We start from the raw sequence: 16,590 nt of genomic DNA on the forward strand, positions 1-16,590 counted from the left end.
ACATTCCCCCAGGTGACCGGATTGCGATAGCTTGCCTCCAGGCGGTTCGTCCGCATGAAAGCCGGTGCCTCGGCAGGGGGAAAACTGCGAGGCGCGGGCAGGGATAAGGGAGTAGCGGGCAGCGTGATCACCAGACTGACGCCGCAGGACGCGTCGTTCTACCGGCTGGAATCCAGCAGCAACCCCATGCACATCGGCTCTCTGGCGATCCTGCGCAATCCCGCGCCCACCGGTGGATCCGGGCCCGGGCCGCTGGATTACGACCGGCTGGTGTCGCTGGTCGAGTCGCGGCTGCCGCTGGTGCCGTTGTACCGGCGCAAGGTGCGGGAGATCCCGTTCGCGCTGGGCCGCCCGATCTGGGTGGACGACAGCCACTTCGACATCACCTACCACGTGCGGCGTTCCGCGCTGCCCGAGCCGGGCACCGACGAACAGCTGCTGGACCTGGTGGCCCGGCTGGCCTCGCGCCCGCTCGACCCGAGCCGCCCGCTGTGGGAGATGTACCTGGTCGAAGGCCTGTCCGAGGGCCGCTGCGCGATCTTCACCAAGACCCACTCGTCCCTGGTGGACGGCGACAGCGCGCTCGAGATCGGGCATGTGATCCTGGACACCTCCACCGCGCCCCGCGACGTCGCGGACGACGCCTGGGTCGCCCACCGCGAGCCCGCCGAACTGGAACTGCTGCTCGGCGCGGTCGGGCACCTCGCCACCCAGCCGCGCGAGGGTTTGGAGGTGGCGCGGCACCACATGGCCGAGGCGTTCGCCATGGTCGACGCCACCGGCAAGGCCGTGCAGAAGCTGGTGTCCATGGTCCGAACCGCGGCCATCGGCGCGCCCGACAGCCCCCTGAACACCCGCACCTCCCGCAATCGCCGCTTCGAGGTGGTGCGCACCGATCTCGAGGACTACCGCAAGATCCGCAAGCGGTTCGACTGCTCCATCAACGACGTGATCCTCGCGGTGGTGACCGGCGCGCTGCGCAATTGGCTGCTCTCGCGCGGGCAGGTGCTGACCGAGGCCGACGCGCTGCGCGCGGTGGTCCCCATGTCGGTGTACGCCGACGGCCCGCACGGCGAACTGAAACCCGCGGGCGAGGTCACCTCGCTGCTGCTGGATCTGCCCGTGGGCGAACCGAATCCGGTGATCCGCATCGAGCACATCAAGCACGCCACCGAGGCGCACTCCCGGCATCAGCGCGGGGTGCGGGCGCGGACGCTGGTGCACATGGCCGGATTCGCTCCGGCGAGCCTGCATGCCATGAGCGTGCGGTCGGCGAGTACTTTTGCAGAACACACGTTCAATCTGGTGATCACCAACGCGCCGGGTCCGCAGCAGGCCATGTACATCGGCGGCGCGCGGATGCTGGAGATGTACCCGGTGTCGCCGTTGCTGCGCTTTCAGGCTCTGAGTATCGGGCTCACGTCCTACGACGGGCGGGTGTTCTACGGACTCACGGCCGATCGCGACGCCATGGCCGATATCGCGGTACTGACCGCTTCGGTGCACGAGTCGATGGAGGAGATGCTCGGTGCCTGCGTCCAGTGAGTCGTCCGCCGTGCCGAAGAAGCTACGGGTCTACGTCCCGGCCACGGTGCCGATGCTGCGGGAGCTGGTGCAGGACCGGGAGATCCGCGCCCTCAACGACACCGCCTTCGCGGTGACCCCCGCACTGCGCGAGGCCTACGCCTCCGGCGACGACGAGGAACTCGCCGAGGTCGCCATGGCCGAGGCCGCGCGCGCCTCGCTGCGACTGCTCGCCGAGGAACAGGCCGCCGCGGACCTGGGCGGCGAGGACGCGGGCGACGAGGCCGCGCCCCGCGGCCCGATCTTCCGCCGCGCGGTCATCGCCGCCGACGTCACCGGCGCGACCCTGCGCCCCGACCTCGACGACGCCGTGGTCCGGCTCTCCGCCGCCATCCCCTACGACCGCATCGCGTCCATCCACGTGGACCTGGCCGAGGCCGAGTCCGAGGTCGCCAAGGCCGTCGAGGTCATCGACGCCGCCGACATGGGCGACGCCGACGCCGAATTCGTCCTCGGCGACGCCGAGGACCACCAGCTGGCCTGGTACGCCGCCCAGGAACTCCCCTTCCTGCTCGACCTGCTCTGAGCCTTCCCGCTCGACCCGCTCCGAGGCCCGGACACCCGCGGCTCGCACAGGAGTCACGGGAGCTTCCAGAGCTGGGTAACCCCCCGTAACCTACGATGCCGTAACCTTGCTGTGACGGTCGCTCGTCACACGGGCGACATGCGCGCGACGAGGCGCTGACCAGCGTGCACGACGACAGAAAGCTTCTGGGATATGGCATCGAAGAGTGGCGGATTCTCCGTGCGGGGACTGCGCGAATGGCTGGAGGCCCCGGTGGCCGAAGGCGGCAACGCCGGGCGGACTCCGCTCGACGCCTTGCGCGGCGCGGCGGCACGGATCACCACTCCCCTGCTGCCCGACGACTACCTGCACCTGGTGAACCCGCTGTGGTCGGCGCGCGAGCTGCGCGGCCGCATCGTGGAGGTCCGCAAGGAGACCTCCGACTCGGCCACCCTGGTGATCAAGCCGGGCTGGGGCTTCGACTTCAAGTTCTCCCCCGGCCAGTACATCGGCATCGGCGTGCTGGTGGAGGGCCGCTGGCACTGGCGCTCGTATTCGCTGACCAGCCCGCCGGATTGGACCGGCGACGGCGCCCACAAGGGCCGCCGCCTGATCTCCATCGCGGTGAAGGCGATGCCGGAGGGCTTCCTGTCCACCCACATCGTCTCCGGTGTCCCGGCGGGCACCATCGTGCGCCTGGCCGCGCCGCAGGGCGGTTTCGTGCTGCCGGATCCGGCGCCGCGCAAAGTGCTGTTCCTGACCGCGGGCTCGGGCATCACCCCCGTGATGGCCATGCTGCGCACCATGGATCGCCGCGACGCGGTACCGGACGTGCTGCACGTGCACTCCGCCCGCACCCCCGACGACGTGATGTTCGGCGACGAGCTGCGCGAATTGCACGAGCGCCGTCCGGGTTTCACCGGCCACCTGCACCTCACCGGTGAGAACGGCAAGTTCGCGCTCGCCGATCTGGACACCGTGTGCCCGGACTGGCGTGAGCGCGAGACCTGGGCCTGCGGCCCGCTGCCCATGCTGGACGAGATCGAGAAGCATTGGGCCGCCGCCGGTATCGCGAACAAGCTGCATGTGGAGCGGTTCGAGATCGAGCGCAGCGCCACCGCCGAGGGCGGCACCGTCACCTTCGCCAAGACCGGCCGGGCCGTCGAGGTGGACGGTGCGACCACCCTGCTGCAGGCCGGTGAGGACGCGGGCGTGCAGATGCCGTTCGGCTGCCGCATGGGCATCTGCCAGACCTGTGTGGTGACCGTGACCGAGGGTCATGTGCGGGACCTGCGCAACGGCAAGGAACACCGTGCCGGGGACAAGATCCAGACCTGCATCTCCGCCGCCGCGGGCGACTGCACCCTCGAGGTCTGACGCACAGTGCCCGGGGTCCGACCCACACCGAACCGTATGAGACGGACCGGCCCGAGAACGGCTACCCTCGATAGCAATCGAGCCTGACCGGCCCCTGTCGGGGCCGCCCATCCGCGCAGCGGTGCGAGGCAGATCAACCACGGAAGGACCTGCCGGTGGCCATCACCGACATCAAGGCGTTCGCCCATTTGACGGCGGCCGATATCGAGACCCTGGGCCAGGAGCTCGACACCGTCAAGCGCGATGTCGAGCACTCGCTGGGTGAGCGGGACGCCCGCTACATCAAGCGGACCATCGCCGCGCAGCGGATCCTCGAGGCGGCCGGGCGGGCGACCCTGTTCGCTTCCCGGAAGCGCTGGGCGTGGCTGACCGGCACCGCCCTGCTGTCGGTCGCGAAGATCATCGAGAACATGGAGCTCGGGCACAACGTCAGCCACGGGCAATGGGATTGGATGAACGACCCGGAGATCCACTCCACCACGTGGGAGTGGGACATGACGGGGACGTCGGCGCAGTGGAAGGCCGCGCACAACTACTCGCACCACATGTACACCAACATCCTCGACATGGATGACGATCTGGGCTTCGGCATCCTGCGCATGACGCGCGACGAGGAGTGGAAGCCGATCAACCTGGTGCAGCCGGTCGCGAATCTGGTGCTGGCCGCGCTGTTCGAGTGGGGTATCGCGCTGCACGATCTGGCTGCCACCAAGGAGCAGATGGGTGTGCCCCCGTCGCAGCTCTTCCCGCCGCGCCACATCCTGACCGAGCCGAACAAGGCGTTCTGGCGCAAGGCCGGTAAGCAGGTCGCCAAGGACTTCGTGATCTATCCGGCGCTGACCGGTCCGGCGTGGAAGTCGACGCTGAAGGCGAACGCGACCGCGAACCTGGTCCGCAATCTGTGGGCCTACGCGGTCATCTTCTGCGGCCACTTCCCCGACGGCGCGGAGAAGTTCACCGAGGAGCAGTTCGAGAACGAGACGCAGGGCGAGTGGTACCTGCGGCAGATGCTGGGCAGCGCGAACTTCGACGCGGGCCCGGCCATGGCGTTCATGAGCGGCAACCTGAGCTACCAGATCGAGCACCACCTGTTCCCGGACCTGCCGAGCAACCGCTACGCGCAGGTGTCGGTGAAGGTGCGCGAGCTGTGCGACAAGTACGACCTGCCGTACACCACGGGCTCGCTGGGCAAGCAGTACCTGTTGGCGTTCCGCACGATTCACAAGCTGGCGCTGCCGGATCAGTGGCTGAAGCGGACGGCCGACGACGCGCCGGAGACCTCCTCGGAGCGCAAGTTCGCGGGCATCTCGCTGCCGGCCTGGAACGGCTCCGAGTGGCTGGCCGAGCACAACAAGTCCGGCGAGTGGCTGGCCGTGCACAATGCGTCGGAGTGGCTGGCCGAGCATCAGCCGACCTGGGGCCTGGACCCGGAGACGGGTGAGCGGCGCGGGCTGCGGTCGGCGCTGCAGGAGGCGAAGGTGGCGCTCAAGGAGAAGGCCGCGCACGAGAAGCAGGTGCTGCGCGAGGCCAAGGAGGCTTTGCGCGAAAAGGCTTTGGCGGAAAAGGCTTTGCTGACCGAGAAAGCTCAGCGCGAGGGTTGGTTCTCGCGTAAACTCCGCCGCAATCGCTAGCAGACGACGATCTCGAAAACAATGCGGTATACGACACGTTAGAGATTCGATCGCCGTAACCTACGGGACCGTAACCTACGGTACTGTAACCAGCATGGCGATCTCGGATGTCAAGGAATACGCGCACCTCACCCCGGAGGATGTCGAAGCGATCGGGGCGGAGCTGGACGCGATCCGCCGCGAGGTCGAGTCATCCCTGGGCGAGAAGGATGCCCGTTACATCCGCAATGTGATCCGTCTCCAGCGCGGCCTCGAAATCAGTGGCCGCGCAGTGCTTTTCGCTAGTCTGTTCCCGCCCGCGTGGCTGGCCGGCGTCGCCCTGCTGGGCACCGCCAAGATCATCGAGAACATGGAGATCGGCCACAATGTGATGCACGGGCAGTGGGACTGGATGAATGATCCGGAAATCCACTCCACCAAGTGGGAATGGGACAACGCCGGTCCCTCCGAGCACTGGAAGATCACCCACAACTTCCTGCACCACAAGTACACCAACGTGCTGGGCATGGACGACGACATCGGCTACGGCCTGCTGCGCGTCACCCGCGACCAGCGCTGGACGCCGTTCTACCTCGGCCAGCCGGTCTACAACCTGCTGCTGCAGATGTTCTTCGAGTACGGCGTCGCCATCCAGCACCTGGAGCTGGGCAAGGTCGCCAAGAAGAAGTGGGCCCCGGATTCGCCCGAGCGTGTCCAGTTCGAGGAGGACCGCAAAACCGTTCTGAAGAAGATCGGCAAGCAGGCCGCCAAGGACTACCTGATCTTCCCGCTGCTCACCGGCCCGTCCTTCCTGGGCACGCTGACCGCGAACCTGGCCGCCAATGTGGTCCGCAATGTGTGGACCAACGCGGTCATCTTCTGCGGCCACTTCCCCGACGGCGCCGAGAAGTTCACCAAGTTCGACTGCGACAACGAGACCCAGGGCGAGTGGTACCTGCGCCAGATGCTGGGCTCGGCCAACATCTCCGGCGGCCCGGTCATGCACTTCATGACCGGCAACCTGTCGCACCAGATCGAGCACCACCTGTACCCGAACATCCCGTCCAACCACCTGAAGGACATCGCGGTGCGGGTGCGGGCGCTGTGCGAGAAGTACGACCTGCCGTACACCACCGGGTCGCTGCCGGTGCAGTACGCCAAGTCGTGGCGCACCATCATGAAGCTGTCGCTGCCCAACAAGTACCTGCGCCGCTCCACCGACGACGCTCCGGAAACCAAGTCGGAGAAGATGTTCGGCGGCGCGACCACCGTGGACCCGATGACCGGCCGCCGCCGGGGCCTGCGCACCGCGCTCAAGGAGGGCCGTCGCAAGCTGGCCCGCCGTGAGCCCGCCATGGCGGGCTAGTCCCCCACGACCGCAAAACGCCTCCCGCCGGACTCCCGGCGGGAGGCGTTTTCGCTGGGGAGGGCTGCCAGGTTCGGCGCGGATCCGGCCTGGTTCACTGGACCACGTGTGTTCCGAAGGCCCGATCAGCCCCCTCGAATGTCTGAGCGTCTACGACGCCATCAAGTTGCGTCGTGACGTCCGCGCCGAATTCACCGGCGAGGTGGTCGACGACGGCACGCTGCTGCGGATCCTCGAGGCGGCCCATCGCGCGCCCAGCGTCGGCAATTCCATGCCGTGGGACTTCGTGGTGCTGCGGGATCCGGGCACGCTCGGCAAGTTCGCCGACCACGTGGCCGAGAAGCGGCAGGAGTTCAACGACTCGCTGCCCGCCGACCGCGCCGAGACCTTCAATCCGATCAAGATCGAGGGCATCGTCGAGAGCGGCACCGGGATCGTGGTGACCCACAATCAGGCCCGCGGCGGCACCCACGTGCTCGGCCGGGCCACGGTGCCCGAGACCGGCATCTACTCCACCATCCTGGCCATCCAGAACCTGTGGCTGGCCGCCACCGCCGAAGGCGTGGGCGTGGGCTGGGTGAGCTTCTACGACGAGCCGTTCCTGACCGACCTGCTCGACCTGCCGCCCGGCGTGAAGCCGGTGGCCTGGCTCTGCGTCGGCCCGGTGCACGAGTTCCAGCAGGTCCCGGACCTGGAACGGTTCGGCTGGCGCAATCGCCGCCCGCTCGAATCGGCCATCCACTGGGAGCGGTTCACACCCCGCTCGGACGACTGATACGCGAAACCCCGGCCTTATTCCTCCAGCAATTCGCGCCCGAGCCGTTCGCGTCCTGTGGTTGTGGACTGCTCCTCGGCGGCGTCCGGTTCGGGATCGGTCAGGCGCCGGGTCACCTCGGCGGCCAGTTCCGCGCCGGTCGCCTCGCGCAGCGCCTCCACCAGGGAGGCGCGCAGGACGTCGTCGCGGGTGAGGAAGCCGGCCGCGATCAAACCCTCGATCGGACTCACACCGTAGGTGCGGCTGAACGCGATGACCGTTTCCGCGACCGGCGAGTCGCTGCTCAGGTGCCGGGACACCCGCATCTGGTTGGTGCCCATCCGCGCGGCGATGGCGCGGTCACTGTCGCCGTTGGATACCGTCTGCTTCCACTCCCGGAATCCCACACCTCGATTGTGTACCGGATGTGTTTCACGCTGCAATCATTCCGAGGGGCGCGGCGGGTCCCGGCTCAGCGCAGCGCGTCGGTGGCGCGGTGCCCGATGACGGACACGTCGTCCAAGGTGACCACGGGATCCCCCGAGTCGTTCTTGCCGTTGATGGTGATGGTCCCGGTGAACTCGTCACCCTGTTTGACCGAATCCCGGACCGGTCCGGTGAGCTCCACGCGCGCCCCGTCGATCGTGTAGTACCTGGTCGGCTCGCCGTGCACGAACCCGAGCGTCCACACCGCCGCGTCCGAGTACACCAGTCCGTAGACGGAATACCGTTCCCCGACATGTCGTCCGGCGTCGTGCAGCCGCAGCTTCAGATCGGAGACCGGCTGCCCACCCTCGGACCCGGTCGCCGGAAGTGGCAGCGCCGCAGCGTTTCCCGCCCCGGCGATCCCCGCCGCGAGCAGGACCGCCGCGGAGCCGATCATCGTCCTGCCGTTCATGATCCGCCTCCGCCCAGCTCGTTTCCCCAGGGATACCCATTCGACGCCGCGTCTCCACCAACGATTTTCGATCCGCTCGCCGGAGACCCCGGTCCGCCCTGGCGGATCGGGGTCTCACCTGCACGAAGGCGCATCAGTGCCGAATGTCGGTGCTGCGACGCGGTCGCGTAGCCCACGCCGGGGCACCGGCCTACCAGCATTCACACCGGTGACACAGAAACGTGTCAGCTAGACGGCTTCCAGCACCGCCGAGGCTCCGATGCCGCCCGCGGCGCAGATGCCCAGCAGGGCGGTGGACTTGCCGGTGAGGGCGAGTTCATTGGCCATGGTGGTGACCATGCGCGCGCCGGTGGCGCCGAACGGGTGACCCAGGGAGACCGAACCGCCGTGCACATTGAGCGTGGCCGGGTCGATCTCGCCGACGGCGGTGTCCCGGTCGAGGCGGGTCTTGGCCCATTCGTCGCTGGCCAGGGCGGAGACCACGGACAGCGTCTGGGCGGCGAAGGCCTCGTGGATGTCGACGAAATCGATGTCGCCCAGCGACATTCCGGCCTGATCGAGGGCGCGCGGCATGGAGATGGCGGGGCCGATGAGGACCTGATCGCGCGGGTCGACGCTGACGAAGCTCCAGGAGCGGAAGGCGGCCAGCGGCGTGAAGCCGAGGGCGCGGGCCTTCTCCTCGCTCATCAGCAGCACCGCGGACGCGCCGTCGGTGAGGGGGCTGGAGTTGCCCGCGGTGACGGTGCCGTTCTCGGCGAAAACCGGCGCCAGTTTGGCGAGTTTGGCCAGGCTGGTGTCGCGGCGCACCAGGCCGTCGCGGGTGACGGCGGCGCCGTCGGGGGTGCTGACGGAGAGCACCTCGCGGTCGAAGCGGCCGGATTCGATGGCGGCCGCGGCCCGGTGGTGCGAGGTGGCGGCGAAGTGGTCCTGCGCGCCGCGGGAGACGCCGTGGATGCGGGCCATCTTCTCGGCGGATTCGCCCATGACCTCGCCGGTGGTGCGCTCGGCGATCTGCGGTCGGCGCGGCATGAGGTCGTAGAACGGGGCCAATTGCGTTGCGGCGGTGAGGTAGTCCTTGGCCTTGGGCTTGCCCAGCGCCAGCGGCGCGGCGGCGTGCACCAGCTTCTGCGGCAGCTTGACCTCGGCATTGCTGGTGGAGTCGCTGCCGCCGGCGATCATGATGTCGTGTTCGCCGCGCTCGATGGCGGCGGCGGCGGACACCACAGCCTGCAGGCCCGACGCGCAGGCGCGGGTCACCGTGTAGCCCTCGCAGCCCGGGTCGAGTTCGAGGTCGAGCGCGATCTCGCGGGCGATGTTCGGCGCGGCGCTGGGCAGCACCACGCCGCCCCACACGATGCCCTGGACGTCACCCCGGGGCAGTCCGGTGCGTTCCAGCAGCCCGCGCACGGCGATGCTGGCCAGGTCGATGGAGTCCATGCGTGTGAAGTCGGTGAATGCCCGCACGAACGGGGTCCGCGCCCCGGCGACGATGACAGCACGGCGAGCGCCCTTGGTAGCCATGGCACAGTTTTAACTGATACGCGCCGTAACAGCAAGACTTGCCCGGACAACAGGCGACCGGGGCCTGTCCCATGACCCCGGTCGAAAAGTGGATGTCCCTGATGACCGCGACTACGCGAGCCTGATGAGCCCGTAGTCGAAGGCGTGACGGCGGTAGACGACCGACGGTCGGTCGGTCTCCTTGTCCTGGAACAGGAAGAAATCGTGGCCGACGAGCTCCATCTGGTAGAGGGCGTCATCGACCGTCATGGGTATCGCGGGGTGCTGCTTGGTGCGCACGACATGGCCGGGACCGGCGGATTCGCCTTCCATCGCAGCCGAATGGTCGTGAGCCTCGGATCCGTTGTCGGAGAACAGCGATTCGTCGACCAGACCCGCGGTCGCCTCCGCGACCGAGATCGGCGTCTTGTCCCCGTGATGCACGCGACGGCGATCCTTGAGCCGGCGCAATCGGCTCTCGAGCTTCTCGACCGCGCCCTCGAGGGCGGCGTAGAAGCTGTCCGCGCAGGCCTCGGACCGCACGATCGGGCCCTTGCCCCGGGCGGTGATCTCTATCCGCTGGCAGTTCTTGCGTTGACGACGGTTACGTTCGTGGGTGAGCTCCACGTCGAAGAGGTAAATGGTGGGGTCGAAGCGCTCGAGCCGAGACAGCTTGTCCGCCACATGAATTCGGAAATGGTCGGGCACTCCGCCCTCCCCCAGGGTCCTGCCCTTGACCACGACGTCCGCCGTGGTGGCCCGACTGGCTGATTCGTCGATGAGCTCGTCATCGAGCAGCACCGTAGTGCTTGCATTCTTCGCTGAGAGTCGTGAAGAAGTCGTCACGCGTACCTCCCGGATCTGGCCGCACAAGCCGCTCGTGCGGCGGGATTGAAACGTGTGCCGACCGATGGAACTCGCATCGGCACATATGTCCGAGGCGCCACCTCCAAACTTGCGGTTCGGGTGTCTGATCGCCAACCTAGTGCGCCAGCGACCTGTCCGCCAGTGTTCACGCAAATTTCGAAGAATCAAGCAGCGCAGGTAACCAGCACGGCACACACGGCGATCCGCGCGGCGGTGAGCGCGCGGACCGATTCGGTCACCGTGACACCGGTGGTCAACACGTCATCGATCACCACTACCTCGGCATTTGCCGGAAACAGCGCGCTCGGGGGCCGGGTGGTGGCTACCATGATCCGCCCGCGCAGATTGTGCTGGCGATCGCGGTGCCCGAGGCCGACCGAATCCCGCACACCGGGACCCATGCGCAACACGCGTACCAGGCGGCAACCCGGTAGCCAACCCGCCGCGACGCTCGCGGCACGCACCACCGGATCCCCGCCGCGCCGCCGGGCCGCGGCCGCCCGACTGGGCGCGGGCACCAGCGCCAGAGGCCGGGACGCGTCCCGCAAATGATCCAGCCCCCTGGCCAATCCGGTTCCCAGCGGCCGCGCCAGCTCCCGCCGGCCCTGCTCCTTGACGCCCAGCACCGCCCGTCGCGGCGGACCCGCGTACGCGGCCAGCGCCCAGCACGGCACCCCGGGATCGGCGCGCGGGCGGATCCGGATGGGCGGGCCGGACAGCGCGGCGGCGCAGTCCGCGCACCACCAGATACCGGCTCGCCCGCACCCGCCGCAGGCGCGCGGCAGGATCAGATCCAGCAGTTCCCCCATGCCCCCAGTGTGCGCCTAGCCGGGCAGCACCGGAACCGCGTTGGCCCCCAGACCCGGAACTTCGCGCCAGTAGTCCTCGCGCCCTTCGGGATTGCGGGTCAGTTCCAGCACCGCGCGCGAGTCGGCCACGTACTCCTGATCCGGGGCGGCGCTCACCACCCGCACCGGCGGGGTGAGGTTCTGGGAGGACTGGGCCCGGTACTCGGAACCGTCCACCAGCACCCCGGCCACCGGGTCGACCGTGCCGTCGCGGGCCACGATGACCCGTTCGTCGGTGAGCCAGTCGAGGGACACCGCGGGCGTGGACAGTCCGATGGCCAGCGGCAGCGGCGAGGACAGCGCGAACTTCCCGTTCGGCTTCGGGACCACCACCGCCACGTACACCTTGCCGTTGGCGATGATCGCCGCCCGGGCCCCGGACGGGGAGATGCGCAGTTCGGTGATGGGGGTGCGCGGCGAGGTCGAGTTGATCGCCGCCGCCATCAGGTCGGCGATGTCGACGTCCTGCACCGACACATTGCCGGTGCCGCGGTCGTGCACGGCCCGGATCACCCGGTCCCCGTCCACCACCGACCAGGCCGAACTGCCGTCGGCGGGCCAGGTGGGCCGGGTGAAGGTGCCGCCGGCGGCGACCGGAAAGCCCTGCCCGTCATAGGTTCCGACGATCAGGGTGCGCTCGGGTTCGGGGTCCGGACGGCCGGAGCGGGCCACCGCGGCGACCAGCGTCCCGTCCGGTGAGAGCCCCACCGACTGCAGCGCGTGGGTGCTGCCGAAGAAGCCGGGGGCGGGCGTGATGCCGCTGCCGTTGACCGCCACCAGCGAACCGTCACGGACAGCGTGCAGACCGGTCCGATTGCGGGCGATCACATCCGGACTGCGGGCCTCCACATCGGCGCGCTGCCAGCCCGCCGAGTACTTCTCGACCAGTGGTTTGCCGTCGGCGTTGATCAGGTACGGACCCAGCACGTCGGCCCCGGACAGGGTGAGCACCACCTGGGTGGCGAGCAGGTCCCGGTTGGCCGGGTCGAGCGCGGCCGCGCCGGAGAAGTCGACGGCCACCCCGCCGCCCCCGACCCCGACGCTGTCGGGATCGCCATTGGCCTTGGTGACCGGGCCGCGCTGCGACACGGGCGCGCCCATCGGGTTGTGCACGGCCGGGGCCAGCCCCGACTGCGGTCCCTCGCTGAGCATGCTGAGCAGCCGCTGCGCCACCTGGTCCTTGCGGGCGGAGATCCAGCGCAGGTCCGGCACCATCCCGGCCCCGGCCATATTCGGGAAGAACAGCGAATACCGGTGGTAGAACTTGGCGAACGCGGCCTGCTCGACGATGACGCCCGAGGGCAGATCCTTGATCCGCCACTCGCCGTCGATCTTCTCCATATCGATCTTGGTCTCCAGCGTGCCGTCGGCGGCCCGGTAGGAGCCGTCCGCGGCCAGCTCGCCGATCTTGCGCGCCCGGATCACATAGGTGGCCGAATCACCCGTGCGGGACTCGCGCAAGGTGTTCGGCTGGGAGTCCACGATGGTGATCCCGGCCCCGTCGTCCCACTGCACATTGGCCGCGGGCGAGAGGAATTGGCGCGCCAGCTGATGCCGGTTCGCCGGGTCCGCGGTGGCCTGCAGGTAGTCCAGCAGCAGCTGTTCGGGCTCACGCCCGGCCACCGGCGGGTTGAGCGCGGTGCTGGTGGGCTGGTGGTCCAGGCTGCCCAGCGCCTGCGGCGCCGACGAATCCGGCAGGCTCGCACAGGAGCTCACCACGATCAGGCAGCCGAGGGCCGCCAGGGCCCGGAACAGAGCCCTCGCCGGCCGCCTCATGATCGGCCGTCACCCGGCTCGGCCGATATGGAGCCCCCGGAATCGTCCCGCCCGGAACCGGTTCCATCGGCGGCGCCGGGAGGTGTTCCGGCGGCGCCGTTATCGGGGGGCTCGGGCTCGAAGCCCTCGCGGACGGCCAGGTCGGCGGCGTCGGCCAGGTCGGCGGCGGTCACGTCGCCGTGGTCGGCGGTCGTGTCGTGGATCTCGGTGGCGGCCGGGAATTCCGGGGCGATGGCGTCGAATCCCGATTCGCCGTCGCCGGTTTCCGTGGCGGCGGATTCCGCCGTGTCGGCCTCGGGGCCGGCCGCGCCCGGTTCGATTGCGGTGGGCACGGATTCGAGCGCGGCCAGGCCGAGCAGGCCCCCCGGGACCGCATCGGGGCCCGCGGCGGCGTCGCCGGACGCGGTGTCCGAGCCCGCCGGGGCGTCGGAGCCCGCGATGTCCAGGGCCAGTTGTTCGGGTGAGACCGCGCCGCGAATCTTGGGCGGCTCCAGCGTGAGTGGGCTGGTGCCCAGTTTGCGGCCGCGGACCAGCGGCAGGGTGAGCCGGAAGCTGGCGCCCACGCCGATCTCGCCCCACGCCTCGAGCTTGCCCTCGTGCAGGTTGGCGTCCTCGACGCTGATGGACAGGCCCAGGCCGGTGCCGCCGGAGCGGCGCATGCGGGAGGGGTCCGAGCGCCAGAAGCGGTTGAACACCAGCTTCTCCTCGCCCGGGCGCAGGCCCACGCCCTGGTCGCGCACCACGATGGCGACGGCATTGGCGTCCACGTCGCCGCGCATGCGCATGAGGACCGGTTTGCCCTCGCTGTGGTCGATGGCATTGGCGAGCAGGTTGCGCAGCACCCGCTCGACGCGACGCGGATCCACCTCGGCGACAAGGGGTTCCTCGGGCATGTCGACCACGAGTTCCACGCCGGATTCGCGGGCCAGGTGCCGCACGGTGGAGACCGCGGCCCGCGCGCACATGCGCACGTCCAGCGATTCCACCTGCAGCTCGGCCACACCCGCGTCGTGGCGGCTGATCTCGAGCAGGTCGTTGAGCAGGCCCTCGAACCGGTCGAGTTCGTTGACCAGCAGTTCGGCGGAGCGCGCCAGCGCCGGGTCCAGGTCGTCGCTGGATCCGTGGATGAGGTCGGCCGCCATGCGCACCGTGGTCAACGGCGTGCGCAGTTCGTGGCTGACGTCGGAGGTGAAGCGGCGCTGCAGATTTCCGAACTCCTCGAGTTGGGTGATCTGGTTGGACAGACTCTCGGCCATCTCGTTGAACGACATGGCCAGCCTGGCCATGTCGTCCTCACCGCGCACCAGCATGCGCTCCTTGAGGCGCCCGTCCGCGAATCGGCTCGCGATGCGGGCCGCGGATCGGATGGGCAGCACCACCTGCCGGGTCACCAGCGCGGTGATGGCGGCCAGCAGGACCAGCAGCACGATGCCGCCGATGAGCATGGTGCCGCGCATGAGCGACAGGCTGCGTTGCTCATTGGTGAGCGGGAAGATCAGATAGATCTCCAGCGAGTCGATATCGGCCGACGGACTGCCGATGATCAGCGCCGAACCCTTGTACCCGTCCGGGCTGGAGACCGTGGAGAACTGGTAGGAGACCTGCCGCTGCTTGACGAATTGCCGCAGTTCGGTGGGGATCTCCTGGATCGAGCCGGAGGTCAGCTCCTGTCCGCTGTCTCCCGTCATCGCCAGGGCGGCCTCGTAACTGCCTGCGGCGCCGCCGGTCTGGGTCCCGCCGGCGCTGGAGAACAGCGCGCGGCGGGCATCGTCGAGTCGACTCTGCTGGGTGCCCGAGTCGTGCACACCGGTCAGTTGATTCTGAACGGTGTTGCGGGCGCGACCCATTTCCTCGACGGCCGCGTTGATCTTCGCGTCCAACAGCCGGTCGGTGATCTGACTCGTGAGCACGACGCCCAGAATCGTGATGACGATCAGCGACAGGGTGAGGGTGGACACGACGACTCGCAACTGCAGCGAACGCCGCCACACATGGCCCAGTTGCTCGCCCAGATTGCGGAACCAGGCCATCACTACCGCCAGCCACCGCTGCACGCGGTTTCTGGAGCCATCGATCACGGCGGTCCGGCCTTGTAGCCCACACCTCGAACGGTCAATACGATCTCAGGGTTCTCGGGGTCCTTCTCGACCTTGGCGCGCAACCGCTGCACGTGCACGATGACCAGGCGGGTGTCGGCGGCGTGCCGATATCCCCAGACCTGTTCCAACAGCACCTCACGGGTGAACACCTGACGCGGCTTGCGGGCCAGCGCCACCAGCAGATCGAACTCCAGGGGAGTCAGCGAGATCTGCGCGCCGCCGCGAGTCACCTTGTGCGCGGGCACATCGATGACGATGTCGGCGATCGACAGCAGTTCCTGCGGCTCCTCCTCGGTGCGACGCAAGCGCGCCCGCACCCGGGCCACGAGTTCCTTCGGCTTGAACGGCTTGACGATGTAGTCGTCGGCGCCGCTTTCCAAACCCAGGACGACGTCGACCGTGTCGGTCTTCGCCGTCAGCATCACGATGGGCACACCCGAGTCGGCTCGCAACACCCGGCATACGTCGATGCCGTTCATGCCGGGCAGCATGAGGTCCAGCAACACGAGGTCCGGGCGCAACTCCCGGACCGCGGTCAGCGCCTGCGTGCCGTCTCCGACGACGTGGGGGTCGAAACCCTCACCGCGCAAGACGATCGTGAGCATCTCCGCGAGAGCCATATCGTCGTCGACGACCAGAATCTTCGGCTTCATAACGTCTAGTTTGTCACCTCTCCGGCTCTGATTCGGCCGCCACGCCAACACTCGTGACCTGTCGGCGGACATCCAACCCTATCCAGCAACAATTTCCGCGAGGCGCGCGGCGAGTGTTGCCGGATCGTCTCCGGTTCGATGCACCCACCACGGTCCACGCCAGCTGATTTCGGCCAGCTCACGGTAGACCCTACCGGTGCGGCGCTGCAGTCCACCGTCTTTCTCGTACGCGTCCAACGCGCGCGCGGCGTCGGCCTCGCCGCGCAGGCGGGCGCGCTCCTCGGCCACGTCGACCGGAACATCCAGGAGAATCTGGACATCCGGGGCCGGCAGTCCGAATCGTTCGAACTCCAATGTGGCGATCCAGTCCACGATTTCACCGCGCGCGTCCTGTTCCATCCGCGCGGCGGAGTAGGCGGCATTGGAGGCGACGTAGCGGTCCAGTAGCACGATGTCGTTGTCCGCCAGCAGTTTCGAGAGCTGGTCGCGCGCGTCGGCCCGGTCGAGGGCGAACAGCAGCGCCATGGCGTTCACAGACTGGGCGGTATCTCCATGGCCGCCGCGCAGCGCCTCGGCCGCCAGATCGGCGTGCACCGAGACCCCGTACCGCGGGAAGGCCAGCGTCGCGACGCGCAGCCCGCGGGCGCGCAGGTCCGCGACGACAGCCTCGGTGAGCGTGCGCTTGCCCGCGCCGTCGAGCCCTTCCACCGGAACCAGTGCACCCATGCGGCGAGACTACCCAACCTCGGCCGC

The 16,590-nt window shown here is 68.7% G+C and carries 15 protein-coding genes; 6 read left to right on the plus strand and 9 right to left on the minus strand.

All coding sequences use genetic code 11. From position 1 onward, the window contains the following. Positions 1 to 123: 123 nt before the first annotated feature. The 6 genes from ABZ382_RS11670 (at position 124) to bluB (ending at position 7,217) form a co-directional block, all read left to right on the plus strand. Positions 124 to 1,545, plus strand: coding sequence for a wax ester/triacylglycerol synthase family O-acyltransferase (locus ABZ382_RS11670; protein WP_357087056.1), 1,422 nt, complete (start codon positions 124 to 126; stop codon positions 1,543 to 1,545). A gap of 52 nt (positions 1,546 to 1,597) precedes the next feature. Continuing rightward, positions 1,598 to 2,110 carry a hypothetical protein gene (locus ABZ382_RS11675; RefSeq protein WP_357087353.1) on the plus strand — a complete coding sequence of 171 codons (513 nt, stop codon included), beginning with the start codon at positions 1,598 to 1,600 and terminating at the stop codon, positions 2,108 to 2,110. A 192-nt stretch (positions 2,111 to 2,302) separates the two neighbouring features. Then, positions 2,303 to 3,466, plus strand: a complete 1,164-nt coding sequence (locus ABZ382_RS11680) for a ferredoxin reductase (protein ID WP_357087058.1) — start codon at positions 2,303 to 2,305, stop codon at positions 3,464 to 3,466. A gap of 155 nt (positions 3,467 to 3,621) precedes the next feature. Further along, positions 3,622 to 5,097: a fatty acid desaturase gene (locus ABZ382_RS11685; RefSeq protein WP_357087060.1), complete on the plus strand. Its 1,476-nt coding sequence runs from the start codon at positions 3,622 to 3,624 to the stop codon at positions 5,095 to 5,097. Positions 5,098 to 5,191: 94 nt separating this feature from the next. After that, complete coding sequence (locus tag ABZ382_RS11690) at positions 5,192 to 6,442, plus strand: fatty acid desaturase (RefSeq protein ID WP_357087062.1); 1,251 nt, start codon at positions 5,192 to 5,194, stop codon at positions 6,440 to 6,442. Between the two features lie 142 nt (positions 6,443 to 6,584). Continuing rightward, positions 6,585 to 7,217: a 5,6-dimethylbenzimidazole synthase gene (gene bluB / locus ABZ382_RS11695; RefSeq protein ID WP_357087355.1), complete on the plus strand. Its 633-nt coding sequence runs from the start codon at positions 6,585 to 6,587 to the stop codon at positions 7,215 to 7,217. A gap of 17 nt (positions 7,218 to 7,234) precedes the next feature. Here bluB and ABZ382_RS11700 read toward each other — a convergent pair whose 3' ends face one another. The 9 genes from ABZ382_RS11700 to ABZ382_RS11740 all read right to left on the minus strand — a co-directional run bounded on the left by ABZ382_RS11700 (position 7,235) and on the right by ABZ382_RS11740 (position 16,563). Then, positions 7,235 to 7,603, minus strand: a complete 369-nt coding sequence (locus ABZ382_RS11700; protein WP_357087064.1) for a hypothetical protein — start codon at positions 7,601 to 7,603, stop codon at positions 7,235 to 7,237. 65 nt (positions 7,604 to 7,668) lie between these two features. Continuing rightward, positions 7,669 to 8,094, minus strand: coding sequence for a hypothetical protein (locus ABZ382_RS11705; protein WP_357087067.1), 426 nt, complete (start codon positions 8,092 to 8,094; stop codon positions 7,669 to 7,671). A 228-nt stretch (positions 8,095 to 8,322) separates the two neighbouring features. After that, positions 8,323 to 9,615 carry an acetyl-CoA C-acyltransferase gene (locus ABZ382_RS11710; protein WP_357087070.1) on the minus strand — a complete coding sequence of 431 codons (1,293 nt, stop codon included), beginning with the start codon at positions 9,613 to 9,615 and terminating at the stop codon, positions 8,323 to 8,325. A gap of 111 nt (positions 9,616 to 9,726) precedes the next feature. Beyond that, positions 9,727 to 10,392 (minus strand): ribosome-associated translation inhibitor RaiA, encoded by a 666-nt coding sequence (gene raiA / locus ABZ382_RS11715; protein ID WP_357087356.1) that lies wholly within the window; start codon positions 10,390 to 10,392, stop codon positions 9,727 to 9,729. Positions 10,393 to 10,625: 233 nt separating this feature from the next. Next, positions 10,626 to 11,270, minus strand: a complete 645-nt coding sequence (locus ABZ382_RS11720; protein WP_357087072.1) for a ComF family protein — start codon at positions 11,268 to 11,270, stop codon at positions 10,626 to 10,628. A 15-nt stretch (positions 11,271 to 11,285) separates the two neighbouring features. Then, positions 11,286 to 13,085, minus strand: a complete 1,800-nt coding sequence (gene lpqB / locus ABZ382_RS11725) for an MtrAB system accessory lipoprotein LpqB (RefSeq protein ID WP_357087074.1) — start codon at positions 13,083 to 13,085, stop codon at positions 11,286 to 11,288. Beyond that, on the minus strand, positions 13,082 to 15,115 hold the full coding sequence (mtrB, locus tag ABZ382_RS11730; protein WP_357087358.1) for an MtrAB system histidine kinase MtrB: 2,034 nt from the start codon (positions 15,113 to 15,115) through the stop codon (positions 13,082 to 13,084). The genes lpqB and mtrB overlap by 4 nt, the downstream gene beginning before the upstream one ends. Positions 15,116 to 15,159: 44 nt before the next feature. Next, entirely contained in the window at positions 15,160 to 15,837 is a 678-nt protein-coding gene (gene mtrA / locus ABZ382_RS11735; protein WP_357087076.1) for an MtrAB system response regulator MtrA, read from the minus strand. A 78-nt stretch (positions 15,838 to 15,915) separates the two neighbouring features. After that, positions 15,916 to 16,563, minus strand: coding sequence for a dTMP kinase (locus ABZ382_RS11740; protein ID WP_357087078.1), 648 nt, complete (start codon positions 16,561 to 16,563; stop codon positions 15,916 to 15,918). Positions 16,564 to 16,590: the final 27 nt, after the last annotated feature.

The organism is Nocardia sp. NPDC005825 (assembly GCF_040630175.1).
Classification (GTDB): domain Bacteria; phylum Actinomycetota; class Actinomycetes; order Mycobacteriales; family Mycobacteriaceae; genus Nocardia.